15 protein-coding genes and 1 tRNA gene are annotated in these 17987 nt (G+C 70.7%); 10 read left to right on the top strand and 6 right to left on the bottom strand.

What is annotated here, in order from left to right; genetic code table 11:
* The first annotated feature begins 54 nt into the window (after window positions 1–54).
* From metG to SM116_RS12570, 4 genes are read left to right on the top strand one after another with little or no spacing between them, the layout of a single operon-like run.
* Window positions 55–1620 (top strand): methionine--tRNA ligase, encoded by a 1566-nt coding sequence (gene metG, locus SM116_RS12585; protein ID WP_320941323.1) that lies wholly within the window; start codon window positions 55–57, stop codon window positions 1618–1620.
* Entirely contained in the window at window positions 1617–2534 is a 918-nt protein-coding gene (locus SM116_RS12580) for a TatD family hydrolase (protein ID WP_320941322.1), read from the top strand. Before metG ends, SM116_RS12580 begins: the two co-directional genes overlap by 4 nt.
* Before the next feature lie 19 nt (window positions 2535–2553).
* A complete protein-coding gene (gene rsmA / locus SM116_RS12575; protein ID WP_320941321.1) occupies window positions 2554–3426 on the top strand; it encodes a 16S rRNA (adenine(1518)-N(6)/adenine(1519)-N(6))-dimethyltransferase RsmA in 873 nt (290 codons plus the stop codon).
* Between the two features lie 42 nt (window positions 3427–3468).
* Window positions 3469–4566: a T6SS phospholipase effector Tle1-like catalytic domain-containing protein gene (locus SM116_RS12570; RefSeq protein WP_320941320.1), complete on the top strand. Its 1098-nt coding sequence runs from the start codon at window positions 3469–3471 to the stop codon at window positions 4564–4566.
* A gap of 9 nt (window positions 4567–4575) precedes the next feature.
* Here SM116_RS12570 and SM116_RS12565 read toward each other — a convergent pair whose 3' ends face one another.
* Window positions 4576–5871, bottom strand: coding sequence for a ComEC/Rec2 family competence protein (locus tag SM116_RS12565; RefSeq protein ID WP_320941319.1), 1296 nt, complete (start codon window positions 5869–5871; stop codon window positions 4576–4578).
* The gene (locus tag SM116_RS12560; RefSeq protein ID WP_320941318.1) at window positions 5868–7775 is read right to left on the bottom strand and encodes a gluzincin family metallopeptidase; all 1908 of its coding nucleotides are present in this window, start codon (window positions 7773–7775) and stop codon (window positions 5868–5870) included. Before SM116_RS12560 ends, SM116_RS12565 begins: the two co-directional genes overlap by 4 nt.
* 22 nt (window positions 7776–7797) lie before the next feature.
* On the opposite strand from SM116_RS12560, the gene SM116_RS12555 reads away from it, so the two are divergent.
* The 3 genes from SM116_RS12555 (at window position 7798) to SM116_RS12545 (ending at window position 11707) form a co-directional block, all read left to right on the top strand.
* Window positions 7798–8874, top strand: a complete 1077-nt coding sequence (locus tag SM116_RS12555; protein ID WP_320941317.1) for an aldo/keto reductase — start codon at window positions 7798–7800, stop codon at window positions 8872–8874.
* A 34-nt stretch (window positions 8875–8908) separates the two neighbouring features.
* A complete protein-coding gene (locus tag SM116_RS12550; RefSeq protein ID WP_320941316.1) occupies window positions 8909–9838 on the top strand; it encodes a 4-(cytidine 5'-diphospho)-2-C-methyl-D-erythritol kinase in 930 nt (309 codons plus the stop codon).
* A gap of 75 nt (window positions 9839–9913) precedes the next feature.
* Complete coding sequence (locus SM116_RS12545) at window positions 9914–11707, top strand: ABC-F family ATP-binding cassette domain-containing protein (RefSeq protein ID WP_320941315.1); 1794 nt, start codon at window positions 9914–9916, stop codon at window positions 11705–11707.
* A 30-nt stretch (window positions 11708–11737) separates the two neighbouring features.
* On the opposite strand, the gene SM116_RS12540 is transcribed toward SM116_RS12545, so the two are convergent.
* From SM116_RS12540 to SM116_RS12525, 4 genes are all read right to left on the bottom strand, one after another.
* Window positions 11738–12307 carry a helix-turn-helix domain-containing protein gene (locus tag SM116_RS12540; RefSeq protein WP_320941314.1) on the bottom strand — a complete coding sequence of 190 codons (570 nt, stop codon included), beginning with the start codon at window positions 12305–12307 and terminating at the stop codon, window positions 11738–11740.
* Window positions 12304–12720 (bottom strand): group III truncated hemoglobin, encoded by a 417-nt coding sequence (locus SM116_RS12535; protein WP_320941313.1) that lies wholly within the window; start codon window positions 12718–12720, stop codon window positions 12304–12306. Before SM116_RS12535 ends, SM116_RS12540 begins: the two co-directional genes overlap by 4 nt.
* Before the next feature lie 88 nt (window positions 12721–12808).
* The gene (locus tag SM116_RS12530) at window positions 12809–14758 is read right to left on the bottom strand and encodes a primary-amine oxidase (protein WP_320941312.1); all 1950 of its coding nucleotides are present in this window, start codon (window positions 14756–14758) and stop codon (window positions 12809–12811) included.
* Between the two features lie 79 nt (window positions 14759–14837).
* A complete protein-coding gene (locus tag SM116_RS12525) occupies window positions 14838–15335 on the bottom strand; it encodes a MarR family winged helix-turn-helix transcriptional regulator (RefSeq protein WP_320941311.1) in 498 nt (165 codons plus the stop codon).
* 87 nt (window positions 15336–15422) lie between these two features.
* Here SM116_RS12525 and SM116_RS12520 point away from each other — a divergent pair.
* The 3 genes from SM116_RS12520 to SM116_RS12510 all read left to right on the top strand — a co-directional run bounded on the left by SM116_RS12520 (window position 15423) and on the right by SM116_RS12510 (window position 17980).
* A tRNA-Gln gene (locus SM116_RS12520) sits at window positions 15423–15494 on the top strand.
* A gap of 1 nt (window position 15495) precedes the next feature.
* Window positions 15496–16971 (top strand): bifunctional UDP-N-acetylglucosamine diphosphorylase/glucosamine-1-phosphate N-acetyltransferase GlmU, encoded by a 1476-nt coding sequence (gene glmU / locus SM116_RS12515; RefSeq protein WP_320941310.1) that lies wholly within the window; start codon window positions 15496–15498, stop codon window positions 16969–16971.
* Complete coding sequence (locus tag SM116_RS12510) at window positions 16946–17980, top strand: ribose-phosphate diphosphokinase (protein WP_320941309.1); 1035 nt, start codon at window positions 16946–16948, stop codon at window positions 17978–17980. The genes glmU and SM116_RS12510 overlap by 26 nt, the downstream gene beginning before the upstream one ends.
* Window positions 17981–17987: the final 7 nt, after the last annotated feature.

Here is a 17987-nt window from a genome sequence, read left to right as displayed (position 1 = left end):
GGGACGCCCGTCACACCGCGGCTGGCCGCATCCCGCTCTCACTAGACTCTTCGGGTGAGTTCGTTCTACATCACCACGCCGATCTACTACCCGAGCGATGTGCCGCACATCGGCCACGGATACACGACGGTGGCGGTCGACATGCTCGCGCGCTGGCACCGCCAGGCGGGCGATGACACCTGGATGCTGACCGGGACGGACGAGCACGGCCAGAAGATGCTGCGCGCGGCCGCGGCGAACGGGGCGACGCCCCAGGAGTGGGTCGACAAGCTCGTCGCAGAGGCGTGGTTCCCGCTGCTGAAGACGCTCGACGTCGCCAACGACGACTTCATCCGCACGACGCAGGAGCGCCACGAGGAGCGGGTGCAGAAGTTCGTGCAGGCGATCTACGACCGCGGCTACATCTACGCGGGCGAGTTCGAGGCGCTGTACTGCGTCGGCTGCGAGGAGTTCAAGACCGAGTCCGAGATCGTCGACGGCACGGGCCCGTTCGAGGGTCTCAAGGTCTGCGCGATCCATTCCCTGCCGCTCGAGCTGCTGCAGGAGAAGAACTACTTCTTCAAGCTCAGCGAGTTCCAGGACGCGCTGCTGGACCTCTACAAGACCGTGCCCGACTTCGTCCGGCCCGACTCGGCGCGCAACGAGGTCGTCTCTTTCGTGAAGAACGGCCTGAAGGACCTGTCGATCTCCCGGTCGACGTTCGACTGGGGCATCAAGGTGCCGTGGGACGAGTCGCACGTCATCTACGTGTGGGTCGACGCGCTGCTGAACTACGCCACGGCCATCGGCTACGGCGCGGATGAGGCGGAGTTCGAGCGTCGCTGGCCGGGCTACCACGTCGTCGGCAAGGACATCCTGCGCTTCCACGCGGTCATCTGGCCGGCCATGCTGATGGCCGCGGGCCTGGAGGTGCCGAAGGGCGTCATCGCGCACGGCTGGCTGCTGGTCGGCGGCGAGAAGATGTCGAAGTCCAAGCTCACCGGCATCGCGCCGACCGAGATCACCGACGTCTTCGGCTCGGACGCGTACCGCTTCTACTTCCTGTCGGCGATCCCGTTCGGCCACGACGGCTCGTTCTCGTGGGAGGACCTGTCGGCGCGCTACCAGGCCGAGCTCGCGAACGGCTTCGGCAACCTCGCATCCCGCACGATCGCGATGATCGAGCGCTACTACGAGGGCATCGTCCCCGTCGCGGGCGAATACGCCGAGGTCGATCTCGGCATCCAGAAGACGGTGCGGGATGCGGCGGCCGCCGCCGATGCGGCGATCGAGCGGTTCCGCACCGACGAGGCGATCTCCGCGATCTGGACGATCGTCGACGCGCTGAACCTGTACATCACCGAGAACGAGCCGTGGGCGCTCGCCAAGGACGACGCGCAGCGCGGCCGCCTCGGCACCGTGCTCTACACCGCGGCGGAGGGCCTGCGCGCCCTCGCCGTGCTGCTGTCTCCCGTGATGCCGATCGCGACCGAGAAGCTGTGGATGTCGCTCGGTGCCGGCGAGACCGTCGGACGCATCGTCGACCAGCCGATCCGCGAGGCGGGCAGCTGGGGCGCGCTGCGCCCGGGCACGAGCGTGAACGGCCTCTCGCCGCTCTTCCCGCGCATCGAGCAGGCATGACGGATCCCTCGGTCCGCGAGCCTGTCGAGGGGTACGTCCGGCAGCGCGAGAAGGGCTCGCGCGACGTCACGTACCCGGCGTCGCCCGAGCCTCTCGCGGTGCCGGTGTACGACAACCACTGCCATCTCGAGATCGAGGACGGCCCCTCGACGGGCTCGGGGACCGTCGGGCTCACGCTCGATGAGCAGCTCGAGCGCGCGATGGCCGTCGGCATCGCGGGCGTCGTTCAGGCCGGAGGCGACATCGAGTCCAGCCGATGGTCGGCGTGGGCCGCGGCATCCCACCCCCGCGTCCTCGCGGCCGTCGCGATCCACCCGAACGAGGCTCCGGCCTACGCCGGGGCGGGGCGACTCGCCGAGGCGATCGCCGTGATCGACGAGCTCGCCGCGCAGCCGCGCGTGCGGGCGATCGGCGAGACCGGCCTCGACTTCTTCCGCACGGACGAGTCGGGGCAGCCCGCGCAGCACGAGAGCTTCGAGGCGCACATCGCGCTCGCGAAGAAGCATGGCATCGCGATGCAGATCCACGACCGCGATGCGCACGACGCGGTGCTCGAGACGCTCGAGCGCGTCGGCGCGCCGGCGCGCACGGTGTTCCACTGCTTCTCGGGCGACGCCGACATGGCGCGCATCGCGGCCGAGCGCGGCTACTACCTCAGCTTCGCCGGCAACGTCACGTTCAAGAACGCGCAGAACCTGCGCGACGCGCTGGCCGTGACCCCGCGCGAGCGCATCCTGGTGGAGACGGATGCCCCGTTCCTCACCCCCGTGCCGCACCGGGGGCGCCCGAACGCGCCGTACCTCGTGCCCGTCACGATGCGCTTCCTCGCCGAGGAGCTCGACGCCGACCTCGACGAGCTGTGCGCGCAGGTCGCCGCCAACACCGTCGAGGTCTACGGAGTGTTCGAGGACTGAACGTCCTACAGTGAATCGCATGCCCGTGACTCTCCTCGGCGCCGCCGAGATCCGCGCCCTCGCGGCCGAGCTCGACGTGACGCCCACCAAGAAGCTCGGGCAGAACTTCGTCGTCGACGGCAACACCGTCCGCAAGATCGTGCACGTCGCCGGTGTGCAGCCGGGGGAGCACGTCGTGGAGGTGGGACCGGGATTAGGATCGCTGACGCTCGCGATCCTGGAGGCCGGCGCATCCGTCGCCGCCGTCGAGATCGACCACCGCCTCGCGGAGCGCCTGCCGCAGACCGCGGCCGACCACGGCGTGCCGGCGGGCGCGCTGACGGTCGTCGACGCCGATGCGCTGCGGGTCACGCAGCTTCCGGGCGAGCCCACGGTGCTCGTCGCGAACCTGCCGTACAACGTGAGCGTGCCGGTGCTGCTGCACTTCCTCGAGACCTTTCCGCACCTGCAGCGCGGGGTCGTCATGGTGCAGGCCGAAGTCGGCGAGCGACTCGCGGCCGCCCCCGGATCGAAGGTGTATGGGGCACCGAGCGTCAAGGCCGCGTGGTACGGACCGTGGCGGCTGGCCGGCACGGTGTCGCGCCAGGTGTTCTGGCCGGTTCCGAACGTCGACAGCGTGCTGGTCGGATTCGAGCGGGATGCCGAGCCCCGCGGCGACGAGGAGCTGCGGGCCCGCACGTTCCGCATCGTCGACGCGGCCTTCCAGCAGCGCCGCAAGATGCTGCGGCAGGCGCTGTCGCAGGTGCTGGGCGGGTCGGCGGCCGCAGCATCCATGGTTCTGGAGCAGGCGGGAGTCGCGCCGACCGCCCGCGGCGAGGACCTCGGGATCGACGACTACGTGCGCGTCGCGCGCGAGGTATCAGCGCAGGACGTTCCCACCTCCTCCCGATAGGCGCGTAGGCTCCGCATAGACGCGCGCCCTGGGGAGGTCGCCATGCCGAGGAATCTCGTCGTCTGCCTGGACGGAACCGCAGGTCAGGTGCGCGGACCGGGCGACTCGAACAGCGTGCTCGCCTACCAGCTGCTGGATCTGTCCGACGAGACGAAGCAGATCGCCTTCTACGACCCCGGTGTGGGCACGTTCTCCGCTCCCGGCGCCTGGACGCCGTTCGCCCGCTGGTTCACGCGCCTCGGCGGCCTGATCTGGGGCGGCGGCCTGCGCGAGAACCTCGGCGACGCCTACCTCTGGCTCATGCAGGAGTGGAAGCCGGGCGATCGCGTCTACGTGTTCGGGTTCAGTCGCGGGGCGTTCACCGCCCGCGCGCTCGTCGGGATGCTGCGGCTCGTCGGCCTCATGCGCCCCGGCTCCGAGAACCAGCTGCAGTACGCCGTCGCCGAGTACGCCCGTCGCGGTGGCGAGAAGAAGATCCCGTGGGACGAGATCCACCGCTTCTCCGCCCTGTTCGCCCAGCAGGTCGACGGCCACAGCACCGTGCCGATCACGTACCTCGGTGTGTGGGACACCGTGAAGGCGATGGGCGTCGCCCGCCTCGCCCCGGAGTGGCCGTACACGCGCAAGCTGCCGAATGCCGCCCGCATCCGTCACGCCGTCTCGATCGACGAATGGCGCCGGCCGTTCCGCGAGTACCTCGTCGACCCGGAGCATCCGAATCTCGAGGAAGTGTGGTTCGCCGGCATCCACTCCGACGTGGGCGGGACGTTCCCGGACGACGCGAAGCTGTCGGCGATCACGTTGCGCTGGATCCTGGAGGGCGCGCGCGAGGAGGGCCTGCTGCTGACGGATGCCGCGGACGCCCGCTTCGCCGAGATCACGACCGACAACGCGCTCGGAGCGGTCCACCGCGACAACCCCGTGTGGCGGCTCCTCGTCAAGCGACCGCGGCCGATTCCGCCGGAGGCTCGCATCCACGCGAGCGTGCGCGAGCGCATCGCTTCGGTGCCCGACTACCACCCGATGATCCCGGTCTCGGCGACCTGGTACGACGAGGGCTGGGCGGCGCCGCAGACCCCGACGCCGCAGACCCCGACGCCGCAGACCCCGACGCCGCAGCCGGCGACGCCGGCGCCGTAGGCTCCGGCGTCACGCGAATTCGAACGAGAGCTCGCTCCACAGGCCTTCCGGATCGACATTCACCGTCACGTCGCCGTCGTGCGAGGGCGCCGGGGGCTGATCCGCGCGCACGAGATGCGTGTGGTGGTCCTGCAGCGCCGTCACGAGGGCCGGGTACGGGATCTGGTCGGCCCACTCGGGAACCAGGCCGACCGGCATCATCGCGTAGGCGTCGTCGCCCAGCACGCCCTCGACGAACCGCTTGGGCGTGGCGTTGTTCGAGCCGTGGTGACCGACCTTGTAGAACTCCGGGGCGGTGACGAGCGCGAGCGCGGCGGGATCGTCGAGCACGTGGTCCCACGCACCCTCCTGCGAGTCGCCCACGAAGACGAAGCGGTGGCCGGCGACCTCCAGGACGAAGAAGACGCTCGTGTTGTTGACCGAGCGTTCGAGCAGGGATGCCGCTCCCAGCAGCGCCTGGTCGTCGAACGCGAGATCTCCGAGCTTCAGCGCGACGCGGGCGCGCAGGGCCTCCTCGCCGATGCGCTCGCGCAGCTCGGCACGGGGCACGCGGTACAGGGCGTCGAAGAGCGGCTCGGCGTCGGGATCGGCAGCGTCCGTCCCGTCCGATCCGGTCAGCCAGTGCTCCGCCGCGGGCGGGTTCATGCGGGCGAGATCCGCCGGATCGCGCGACGGACCGAGGACGTGCACCCGGGCGTGCGGGCCGACCTGGATGACGTTGGCCGCGGCATCCTTGTCGGGAAGGAAGCGGACGTGCGCCGCGGCGCCGTGGAAGCGCCCGGAGGTCAGCCGGCCCATGGCCTCCTGGTTCGGCGACGAGTTGACGGCGAAGTCGTGGGCGAGCGCGAGCGTGGCGGGCCACTCCTCGGCGGGCCGGCCGGGGGCGCGGGCGCTCGCCGCGTGCTCGGCCGCCAGCCGCAGGCCGTTCGCGACCTTCGCAGTGCCGTCGCGGAGGGCGGCGGCATCCGCATCCTGTGGATCCTCGACGAACGACACCCACACCTCGTCGACGTCCACCCCGTCCCACGCGTCGCACGCGAAGCCCGAGATGTGGTCCTGGTGGTGATGCGTGGCGACCACGACATCGAGGTGGGGTGCGCCGCCGCATTCGGCGCTGAGGTCGGCGACGACGGCCTTCGCGATCTCGTCGATGCTCCGCGACACCCCGCCGACCTTCACCCGCCCGTGGCTGTGCACTCCGCAGTCGACGAGCAGGCGCCATGTCGCGTCATCGTCGTGGACGGTCACCCGGAAGCAGTCGCCGAAGCCGGGGTTGTACATGCGGACCGTGACGCCGCTGCTCATGACGCGTCCCCCTCCGAGTCGTCGCCGGCCTCCTCGTGCAGGCGGGCGAAGCTGAGCCGGTTGATCGCGGGCTCCTCGAGCCACAGTGCGAGGGGGTCGGCCTCCGCCACCGCCTCGAACCACGACTGCATGCCGGCGAGCCGCGAGGTGCCGGCGGCATCCTGCTCGCCCACGAATTCGCGCACCGGCGCCGGTGCGGCGGCGGCGTCCGTGAACGGGAGCGGCTTGGAGATCAGGTACTGGACCGTCCCGTCGACCGCCGCGACGAGTGCGCAGCCGGCATGGATGCGGACCCCGTCGTTCTTCTCGAGGTCCTCGCGCCGCTGCACGAACTGGGCGAAGATCCGCGGCCGCGGCTGGCCGTCGGCCGCCGTCTGGAAGGCCACGTGGATGTCGTGGGCCTCGATGCCCCCCACGGCGGGGTCGAGCCCGAGCTCGTACGCGTGGGTCTTCGCCCACGCTCGCGCCTGCCGGAACAGGCGCCGCGAGCGCTCGGAGGAGCCCTCGACGGAGGCCGTCTGGTCGAGCTTGACCGTCGACTCGCGCACGAGCTGTCCGAGGTCGATCGCCGCCGTGCCCTCGGCGAGGCTCAGCGGCTGCTGCGGCGGCTGCCACAGCAGCGCCTGGTCGGCCAGCGAGAACACGCCCGGAGGGAAGATCCCGCGCTGCCGCAGGGACTCCACGAGCCGAGCCCGCAGCCGCAGCTCGTCGTCGGGATACAGATCGCGATCGGCGGTGATCACCGCCCGCACGACGTCGCCGAACGTGACGTCGACGGCGGGGAGGTAGTCGAAGGCGCGCACGACCATCCCGAGGAGACGGTCGGCGTTGGTGGTCGCCTCGTTCGCGATGCGATGCACGAGATCCGGCGACAGCTCACCGTCTCCCAGGATGCCGGAGCCCCCCGTCGCCAGCCGCCGCAGGTCCGCGATGCGGTCGCGATAGGTGGTGAGGAACGCGTCGAACACCGCCGACACGAAGATCGCCCCGCGCGTGTGCGGCTCGGTCGACTGGGTGAAGGCGCGCGGGTCGGGCGGCCCGGCGCGGTCGCCGGCGATCGCCGAGCGCAGCGGACCGCCGCGTCCGGTGGCGCGCCCGAACTCGTCGGCGAGGGAGAACAGCGCCTCCGCGTCGTCGAGATTGCTGCGGGACTGGGCGATGGCCGCCTCGACGACGTCCCGGAAGAGGAAGTGATGGAACAGGGCGATCAGATCGGCGAACGCCTCGTGGAAGGCGTAGACGTCCGGGTTCGTCGGATACGTGAACATCTCGCGGACCCGGTGCACGATCGCGTGGGTCACCTCGTGCGCGACGATGTCCGTCGACAGGCACGTGAACATGAGCTGGCCGGGCAGGTTCGCCTCGGTGTCGCTCTCGTCCGCCCGGAACCAGCCGAAGAGCACGGCGCGCCGCTCCGGGTCGAAGTAGGCGTTGCGCCCCTCGAAGGCGTGCGGGACGATGCGGAGGCGCTCGTCGCCCTGCCACCGGAAGCGGCGACCGGTGAACCGCTGGAAACGCTCGATCACACTCATCGCCACCGCGTACACGATCTGCTGGTGCGATCGCGGGTCGCTCTCCGAGGGGCGCAGGCCGTCCTGCGCCAGCAGGAAGGGATCGTTCAGGTCGACCGGCGAGTACCACGTGTCGTGCGCCGAGTCGTAGTCGACGACCTGGATGAGCTCGCCGGAGGGTCCGGGTCCGAGCTCCGCCTCGAAGGGGATGCTGAGAGGGAGGAAACGGCCGCTCAGGCGGGAGGTCATCGGATCGAACGCGAAGATGCGCAGCACACGGCGATCGGGCATCCGCACAGGCGGGTGGTTCGTCATCGTCCCCTCCGGTCCCTCGGGGCGGTACTCGAGACACAGAGCCGGCGGCCCCGTTCCCTGATACATCGCGGTGGTCACACGCGCTCGATAACCTGGTGCGATGAGCGACGAGCGGTTCCACCACGACATCCCCGACCTTCATCGTCCATATACCGCAGCCGACGACAGGTACGCAAGAGCCCGGTTCCGTCAAGTGGGCTCTTCGGGCCTCTTCCTCCCCGCGATCTCGCTCGGCCTGTGGTGGAATTTCGGCGACAACCTCCCACTCGACAACCAGCGCGCCCTGCTGCGGCACGCGTTCGACCGCGGCATCACGCACTTCGACCTCGCCAACAACTACGGACCGCCCTACGGGTCCGCCGAGAAGAACTTCGGCCGCATCTTCGCGGAGGACTTCCGCCCGTACCGGGACGAGCTGATCGTCTCGTCGAAGGCCGGCTGGGACATGTGGCCCGGCCCGTACGGCGAATACGGGTCGCGCAAGTACATCCTCGCCAGCGCGGAGCAGTCGCTGCGGCGGATGGGGCTCGACTACGTCGACATCTTCTACTCCCACCGCTTCGACCCCGTCACGCCCGTGGCCGAGACGATCGGCGCGCTCGACACGCTGGTGCGACACGGCAAGGCGCTCTACGTCGGCATCTCCTCGTACAGCGCGGAACGCACGGCGGAGGCCGTCGCCGTCGCCCGTTCGCTGGGGACGCCGCTCGTCATCCACCAGCCCTCGTATTCGATCCTGAACCGCTGGGTCGAGGACGGGCTCACGGGCGTCCTCGAGCAGGAGGGCCTCGGCGCCATCGCGTTCACGCCCCTCGCGCAGGGGCTCCTGACCGGCAAGTACCTCGCCGGCGGCCCCGCCGATCGCGCGCAGAAGCGCCGCTCCCTGCCGGATTCCCCGCTGTCGGAGAAGGGCCTGGCGATCGTGCGCGGCCTGGACGTCATCGCCACCGAGCGCGGTCAGAGCCTCGCGCAGATGGCTCTGCAATGGGTGCTGCGCAGCCCGGTCGTGGCTTCGGCGCTCATCGGCGCCTCGCGCACCCAGCAGCTCGACGAGAACCTCGCCGCCCTCGACGGGCCGGAGTTCACGGCGGAGGAGCTGCAGCGCATCGACACGCTCTCGAGCGGCCTCGGCGACGAGGACGACGTGGACCTCTGGGCCGTCTCGTCGACGCTGTGACGACGCTCTTCGCATCCGCGGAACGGAGGGCGACGTGAGCGAGGCCGCGACCACCGACCGCGTGCACGTGCGCGCCCCGGGCAAGATCAACGTGTTCTTCGAGGTCGGCGACCTCGAAGAGGACGGCTACCACGATGTCGCCTCGGCGTACCAGGCGGTCTCCGCGCACGAGGATGTCTGGGCCGAGGCATCCGACCGCTTCACCGTCTCGGTGTCGGGAACGGTGGAGGTCTCGGGCGTGCCGCTCGACGACCGCAATCTGGCCGTGCGCGCCGCCCGCATGCTCGCCGCGGAGACCGGCTATCCCGGCGGCGTGCACCTCGAGATCCGCAAGGGCGTCCCGGTGGCCGGCGGCATGGGCGGCGGATCGGCGGATGCGGCGGCAGCCCTCGTCGCCTGCGACGCGCTGTGGGGCACCGGGCTGCCCTCGGCCGACCTGCATGCCCTCGCGGCGCGGCTCGGCGCCGACGTCCCGTTCGCCCTCCTCGGCGGAACGGCGGTCGGCACCGGCCGCGGCGACGAGCTCAGCCCCGCCCTCGCGCGCGGGCGCTTCGACTGGGTGATCGTGACGAGCGGGGAGGGCCTGTCGACACCCGACGTCTACCGCGAGCTCGATCGCCACCGGCAGCTGCACGCCGCCGACATCGCCCCCGTGCGGCGCCGGCCGACGGTCGATCCCGGGGTGCTCCAGGCCCTGCGGGCGGGGGATCCGACGGCGCTCGCCGCCACGATGCGCAACGACCTGCAGGTCGCGGCCCTGCGCATGCGCCCTGCGCTCGGCGCGATCCTCGAGCGCGGCGAGCGGATGGGCGCACTCGCCGGCATCGTGTCGGGCTCGGGTCCGACGCTCGCGTTCCTCGCCGAGAACGAGGAGTCCGCCATCGACCTGCAGGTCGTGCTGAGCGCCGAGGGTCACGAGGCGCTGCACGTGCACGGTCCGGTACCCGGCGCCCGCGTCCGCTGAGGAACACAGCTCCGGCCCACGGAAGGTTCGTCCACCGCGTCGAGCGGTGCGGGCGTCGCCTACCCTGGTAGGAACATGGCGCATCTTCTCGGGGCCGAGGCCCTGCACCTCGAGTACCCGACCCGCGTGGTCTTCGACTCTGTCACGCTCGGCGTCGAGGAGGGCGACCGCATCGGCATCGTCGGCCGCAACGGCGACGGCAAGTCGAGTCTGCTCGGGATGTTGGCGGGCCTGCGCAGTCCCGACACCGGCCGCGTGACCATGCGCGGCGGCGTCCACATCGGCGTGCTCGACCAGGCGGACACACTGGATGACGACGCCACCGTCGGCGCGACGATCGTCGGCGACCTCGCCGAGCATGAATGGGCGGGCGACGCTCGGGTGCGGGACGTCATCGCAGGTCTCGTCGCGGATCTCGACTGGGACGCCCGTCTCGCCGCGCTCTCCGGAGGGCAGCGACGCCGGGTCGCCCTCGCGGCGCTCCTGGCGGGCGACTGGGACATCCTGTTCCTCGACGAGCCCACCAACCACCTCGATGTCGAGGCCATCGCCTGGCTCGCGGAGCATCTGAAGCGCCGCTGGGCGCCGAACGCGGGGGCGCTGCTCGTCGTCACGCACGACCGGTGGTTCCTCGACGAGGTCTGCAATGCGACCTGGGAGGTGCACGACCGCATCGTCGAGCCCTTCGAGGGCGGCTACGCGGCGTACATCCTGCAGCGCGTCGAGCGCGACCGGATGGCGGCGGCCAGCGAGGCCCGACGGCAGAACCTCGCCCGGAAGGAGCTCGCGTGGCTGCGCCGCGGGGCGCCCGCCCGCACGAGCAAGCCGAAGTTCCGGATCGACGCGGCCAACGCCCTCATCGAGGATGTGCCCGAGATCCGCAACAAGGTGGCGCTGCAGTCGCTCGCGGTGACGCGGCTGGGCAAGGATGTCGTCGACCTCCTCGACGCCTCGGTCGCGTACGACGGCCGGGAGGTGCTGCACCGCATCGAGTGGCGCATCGCTCCGGGCGAGCGCACCGGCATCCTCGGGGTGAACGGCGCCGGCAAGTCGACGCTCCTGGGCCTCGTCGACGGATCGGTGGAGCCGACCGAGGGTCGCGTGAAGCGCGGCAAGACCGTCCACGTCGCCACGTTGACGCAGCGGCTCTCCGAGCTGGACGAGCACCTGGACGATCCCGTGCGGGTCGTGATCGAGCGCCTGCGCACGAGCTACACGATCGGCACCGGATCCAAGGCGCAGGAGCTCACCCCGGGCCAGCTGCTCGAGCGCCTGGGCTTTTCGAGCACCCAGCTCTCGACGCCGGTGAAGGACCTCTCCGGCGGCCAGCGGCGGCGGCTCCAGCTGCTGCTCATCCTGCTCGACCAGCCCAATGTGCTGATCCTCGACGAGCCGACGAACGACCTCGACACCGACATGCTCGCGGCGCTCGAGGATCTGCTGGACTCGTGGTCGGGGACGCTGCTCGTCGTCTCGCACGATCGCTACTTCATCGAGCGCGTCACCGACCAGCAGTACGCCATCCTGGACGGGCGCCTGCGGCACCTGCCCGGCGGCATCGACGAGTACCTCCGCCTGCGGAGCCGGGCGCTGAACCAGCCTCCGGCCGCCGCGCCGGCCGCGGCCGCGCCGGCCTCCGCCGGCCTCCAGGGCGCCGAGCGCCGCGCGGCCGACAAGGAGCTCGCCGCGATCGAGCGGCGCATGGCCCGCGTGCAGCAGCAGATCGACGCCGACCGCACGGCCCTCGCCGAGCACGACCAGTCCGACTACGTCGGTCTCGGCGAGAAGATGGCCGGCATCGGTGCGCTCGAGACCGAGCTCCTCGAACTCGAGGACCGCTGGCTCGAGCTCGGCGAGCAGCTCGGCTGACGTTCGCTCCGCACCCGTTCGGCGAGGCGATCAGCTCATCGGCAGCGCGACGAGGCAGCCGCGCGTGCCCTCGAAGGGGATGAGCCGCACGTCGGCCGCGGCGTCGCCCACGACCCGCTCGATGATCCCGCGGTGCACCTGGCACACGATTCCGGGGTGGATGCGTGCCGCATCCAGGAACGGACAGGCGCGCAGACGGATGCCGTCGCCGTCCGACTCCGGCGCGAACCCGAGGCGCTCCAGCACGTCGACGAGCTCGGGTGCCCCGCCGAGCGTGGCGGCCCAGGCCCGCCCGGCCGCGCGTGCGCGGACGGGCCCGTCGGGATCGTCCGCCAGCGCCCCGGCGAGTGCCGCCACCATCGCCGCACGCGACGGCTCGGTCCGCATGGCCGCGGCGGGGGAGTAGCCGACGCGAGGCCGCCCGCGCATCCCTTCGGCCATCGGCGCCCGCAGGGCCTGGCCGGCGTCGACGAGGCGGTCGAGGTGGAACCGCGCGGTGGTCACGTGGATGCCGACCGCCGCGGCGACGGCTGCCGCATCCATCGCCCCGTCCGCCTCCGCGAGAAGCCGCGCCACCCGGTCGCGGGTGGCGTCGATCACGACGACTCCGGGCGTCGGGTCAGTGTCACGAGCTCGCTTCCGCTGCCGCCTGCGAGCCGCCGCTCGATCGACCCGGCGATGCGAGCGGCCTGCACCTTCGCGCGCTCGGCGACTTCTCCCGCGAACCGGTCGTCGACGGTCGCCGTCCAGATCTCGAGCCAGCGCGCGAAGTGGCGTGCCGCGAGCGGATGCCGCGCGTGCAGCAGCTGGTGCAGCTGCAGCGCGTTGCGCCGATAGGTGCCGGCGCGCAGCAGCACCGTCTCCCAGAAGTCGGCCATGATCGGCAGGTGCCGGTCGAGGTCGAGGTGGGCCACGTCGGTGAAGATCGGGCCGATCAGCGGGTCGGCGAACGCCGTGGTGTAGAACGCGACGATCAGCCGCTCGATGTCGGTGCGATCGGCGATGTCGTCCATGTGTGACACGGTAGTCGATTAGAAATGATTCTGATACTTCAAATTCGTCCACACCGTGATCGATCCGGGCGTCCTGACGGGCGCCCGCTCAGTGGTGGTCGTGCTGCTCGTGCCCGTGGTGCTCCGCGGACCCCGTGGGAGTGCAGTGATCCGCCGGACGCGGCGCATCCAGCGAGGGATTCCGGTCGAAGAAGCCGAACGGCTTGAGCCAGAACGAGACGGTGTCGGCCGGCATGATGGGCCAGTCCTCGACGCGCGTGATGTGGTGGATGCCGAAGACGTACCAGAGCACGAGGTCTTCGTCGAGGAGGCTCTCGTCGTCGGCGATCCAGGCGCTCATGCCGTTGTGGCTGTCGTCCACGGACTGCGTCGGGTAGTCGCCCGCGGGCCACATCTCCGTGTCGTGGTGGCGCGTCACCCAGAGCGTGCTCCCGATGACCGGGTTGCGCGTGAGGATCGGCGAGGACTCGTCGAACATGGCGGGGATGGATGCCGAGGGCACGAGCTTGTACGCGACGGGGGAGCCCCACGCGTTGAGCTTGCCCGGGTTGGTCATCTTCCACGTGCGCTGCCGCTCCCACGAGTACGTGCGGCCGGACTCGGCCTCGGACTCCACGATGGTGCCCGCCGTGTGCAGGTCCAGCCCGAGCGGGTTCGACGAGCTGACAGGTGCGGGCACGGAGTCCGACTCGACGAGGGTGTTGCGCTCCCCGTCGATGTCGAGGTCGAGACGGGCGATGAGGAAGTGCTGGTGGAACGGCGCGTACGTCCGGCGGTCGATCGTCGTGCCGGTCAGGCTGCTGTCGTCGTCCTGCGCCATCGGGGTGGACACCATGATGCCGGTGGCCCGCACCTCGCACTCGATGTTCCCGTCCTGATAGAAGCGCCAGTAGACGAGGTACTCGTAGTTCGCGACCGTGGCGTGCGCGGACAGGACGAAGCGCCGCTGCCGTCGCACCTCGGCGCCGGTGTCGGGGTCGACGTGCTTCCAGAGAACGGCGTTGTCCTCCTCGTGCAGGCAGACGGCGTTCGCGATGGTCCACGGCCGGCCGGCGGTATCGGGCAGCACGGCGTCGAGGTACCGGATCTCGCCGAGGCAGTCGCAGCAGAGTTCCAGCGACGTGCACATGTAGCCGAGCCCCCACTCGCCGATGTCGTACGCCGTGCGGCGATAGTGGTCGAAGCTCGAGTCGCGGTAGGGCACGATCATCTCGGCGAACGACAGGCGGTACGCGACATCGCGCCGCGACCCCGCGTCGTCGAACGACACCTGGTAGATCACGGGGCCTTCGCGGTAGTTGAAGCCGACCCGGAACTCCCAGTTCTGCCAGCGGATGCGACTCCCGTCGATCTCGAACGAGACACCTTCGGGCTGGACCACCTCGAGCGGCCGGAGATCCGTGCGCGGCTCGGTGCCGCGCAGCTCGGGGACGTATTCCCCGTCGACCTCCGGGAACCCGTCGTCATGGTCGTCCTCGATCTCGAGCACCTCGAGCGTGTTCATGTCGACGATGATCTTCAGGCCGCTGACGGGGTGCGCGTACGGGTTTCCGCCCGGCATGGCCCGCATCCAGATGTCCACCCAGCCCAGGCGCCGGTCGCGCCACTGGGCGGGCAGGACGGCGCCCCCGTATGTCCACACGTCGAAGAGGACGGCATCCATGTCGTGGATGCCGCGGCGCGCGAGGGCCGCCGCCACGTCGTCGTGCACCTTCATCGCGTGGTCGACGTCGTGGTACTCGTCGAGGGTGAAGTTCGGCGTCACCCCGGGGACGTGCGTCCAGGACTCCACGACGTCCCCCGTGAGGTCCACGACCGCCTCGTAGACCTCGTTCGACTGCTTGTTCCACAGCACCGCGAACGCGCGGCGGACGATGGGGTCGCCCTCGCGCCACGCCTTGACGACGGCCTTGGGCGGCTCCTGCAGCATGATCGAGGCGTAGCGCCACCCGGCATCGATGCCGTGCTCCCGGGTGAGGATCGCGGCGGTCCGCGAGAACTCCTCACCGGTCAGAGAATCCAGCGGGTGCGCCCCCATGGCGGCCTCCTTCATTCGGATGCGACGTCCACTTCGCCGTGTGACATCACTCTGCCGCACGGGAGCGGCTCCGAACAGGTCAGGCGTCGAAGCCGAGGCTGAGCTTGCGCAGCAGGCCCGCGAGGCGCTCGCGATCGGCGCGCGAGAGGCTGTCGAGCAGCACGGCCTCGGCATCCACGAGCCGCGTGATGGCGGCATCCACGCGCGTGCGCCCGTCCGCGGTGAGAGTGACCAGGATGCTGCGCCCGTCGTCCGGGTCGGCCTCCCGGCGCACGAGCCTGCGGCCGACCAGCCGGTCGATGCGGTTCGTCATCGTGCCGCTCGAGACGAGCGTCTGCTGCAGCAGCTGCTTGGGACTGAGCTGGTACGGCTCGCCCGCACGGCGCAGAGCGGACAGCACGTCCCACTCCCACGGCTCGAGGTCGCTGCGGCGGAAGGCCTCGCGTCGGGCGCGGTCGAGGTGCCGAGACAGCCGGTCGACGCGGGAGAGCACTTCGAGCGGCGAGAAGTCGAGATCGGGCCGCTGGCGCAGCCACGCGCCGACGATGCGATCGACCTCGTCGGATTCTTGCGCCACGCGTCCCATTATCGCGGGCGCAGTCGCAGCCCTGGACAGCATCGGCGTCGAGGCCTGGCAGACTTGAGTGCGGTCCGACGGGACCGGTCCGCCGTGGTGTAACGGCAGCACGACAGCCTTTGGAGCTGTGAGGCCCAGGTTCGAATCCTGGCGGCGGAGCATGAGCAGCACACAACTGGCGGTCGTCGTCCTCGCCGCAGGCCAGGGCACGCGCATGAAATCCGCCACTCCCAAGGTCGTGCACTCGATCGGCGGACGCACGCTCGTCGGGCACGTCCTGACGACGGCACGGCGGCTCGATCCCGAGTCGATCGCGGTGGTGGTCCGCCACGAGCGCGACCTGGTGGCGGCGGCGGTGCGGGATGCGGAGCCCGCCGCCGTGATCGTCGACCAGGACGAGGTCCCCGGCACGGGCCGCGCGGTCGAGGTGGCGCTGGCGCGCCTGGACGGAATCAGCGGAGCCGGATTCGGCGGCGACGTCCTCGTGCTGAGCGGCGACGTGCCGCTCCTCGAGGCGGAGACACTCGCCGAGCTCGTGCGCACCCATCGCGCCAGCGGCGCCGCCGTCACGCTCCTGAGCGCGGTCGTCGACGATCCCACCGGGTACGGCCGCGTCATCCGCGGGTCCGACGGCTCGGTCTCGCGCATCGTCGAGCAGAAGGATGCGTCGGCCGACGAGGCCGCCGTCTGCGAGATCAACGCCGGCGTCTACGTCTTCCGCGCCGAGCACCTGCGCACCCACCTCGGCTCGGTCGGGACCGCGAACGCGCAGGGGGAGAAGTACCTCACCGACGTCGTCAGCCTGTTCCGGTCGGCATCCCTGCCCGTCGCGGCGAGCGTCGCCGACGACGCGGCGACGGCGCTCGGCGTCAACGACCGCGTGCAGCTGTCCGAGGCGGCCCGCACGCTCAACGCCCGCACCGTCCGCTCGTGGCAGCTCGCCGGAGTGTCCGTGCTCGACCCCGCGACGACGTGGATCGACGTCACGGCGACGCTGGCCCCGGATGTCACGCTCCTGCCCAACACCCAGATCCTCCGTGCGACGACCGTCGCGACCGGTGCGGTCATCGGGCCGGACACGAGCCTCGTCGACTGCGAGGTCGGCGAGAACGCCACGGTGCGCCGGTCGGATGCCACGCTCGCGGTGATCGGTGCGGGAGCGACGGTCGGGCCGTGGTCCTACCTGCGGCCGGGCACCGTGCTGGGCGAGAACGGCAAGATCGGCACTTTCGTCGAGACCAAGAACGCGGTGATCGGAGAAGGCAGCAAGGTGCCGCACCTCTCCTACGTGGGGGACGCGACGATCGGGCGCCACGTGAACCTCGGCGCCGGTGCGATCACCGCGAACTACGACGACGTGAACAAGCACCGCACGCAGATCGGCGACGAGGTGCACTCGGGGTCTCACACGGTCTTCGTCGCGCCCGTTAGGATCGGAGACGGCGCGAAGACGGGGGCCGGCGCTGTCATCCGCAAGGACGTCCCGGCCGGTGCCCTCGCCGTGAGCGTCGCCCCTCAGCGCAACATCGAGGGTTGGGTCGAGAAGAACCGAGCGGGAACCGGGGCGGCGGACGTCGCCGCCCGAGCCCGCGGCGCACAGAAGGCGGACGATGGCGCGCAAGACGAAGACCGTTGAACTCGATCGGGCGAACGACATCGCCCCCGGCCTCGTCGCCAAGACGAAGAAGCGTCTCGTCGTCGCACGGGGCAGCTCCCACCCGGAGCTTGCGGCCCAGGTCGCCGAGCACCTGAAGACGGAGCTCGTGCCGACCGAGTACCGGACGTTCGCGTCGGGCGAGATCCTGACGCGGTTCGAGGTCTCGATCCGCGGCTGCGACCTGTTCCTCATCCAGACCTTCGGGCCCCCGGTCAACGAGTGGATGATGGAGACGCTCATCATGCTCGACGCGGCCAAGCGCGCGTCGGCCAAGCGCATCACGGTCGTCGCGCCGTACTTCCCGTACTCGCGCCAGGACAAGAAGGGTCGCGGGCGCGAGCCGATCAGCGCGCGGCTCGTCGCGGACCTGTTCAAGACCGCCGGCGCCGACCGCGTCATGAGCGTCGACCTGCACGCGGCCCAGATCCAGGGATTCTTCGACGGCCCGGTCGACCATCTGTTCGCCAAGCCCGTGCTGCTCGAGTACTTCGAGCGCACCCTCACGCCCGAGGACCGCGCAAAGCTCACGGTCGTCTCGCCCGACACGGGCCGGGTCCGGGTGGCCGACCAGTGGTCGGACAGCCTGGGCGCCCCGCTCGCCATCATCCACAAGCGGCGCGATCCGAAGGTGGCCAATCAGGTCACGGTCAATGAGATCGTCGGTGCCGTGGACGGACGCGTCTGTCTGCTGGTCGACGACATGATCGACACCGGCGGCACGATCGTGAAGGCGGCGCAGGCCCTGAAGGCGAACGGAGCCGAGCGCGTCATCGTCGCGGCCACGCATGCCGTCTTCAGCGACCCCGCTCCGGAGCGGCTGCAGGATTCCGCGATCGACGAGGTGGTCGTCACCGACACGATCCCGCTGCCGCCGGCCAAGCGCTTCCCGGGGCTGACCGTGCTGCCCATCGCGCCGTTGCTGGCCCGCGCCATCCACGAGGTCTTCGAGGACGGCTCGGTCACCAGCATGTTCGACGGCGCGGCCTGAGTCGCAC

The organism is Microbacterium rhizosphaerae (assembly GCF_034120055.1).
GTDB lineage: Bacteria > Actinomycetota > Actinomycetes > Actinomycetales > Microbacteriaceae > Microbacterium > Microbacterium rhizosphaerae.
The sequence above is the reverse complement of the archived record's forward strand: the minus strand, read 5'-3'. Positions and strand labels throughout refer to the sequence as shown.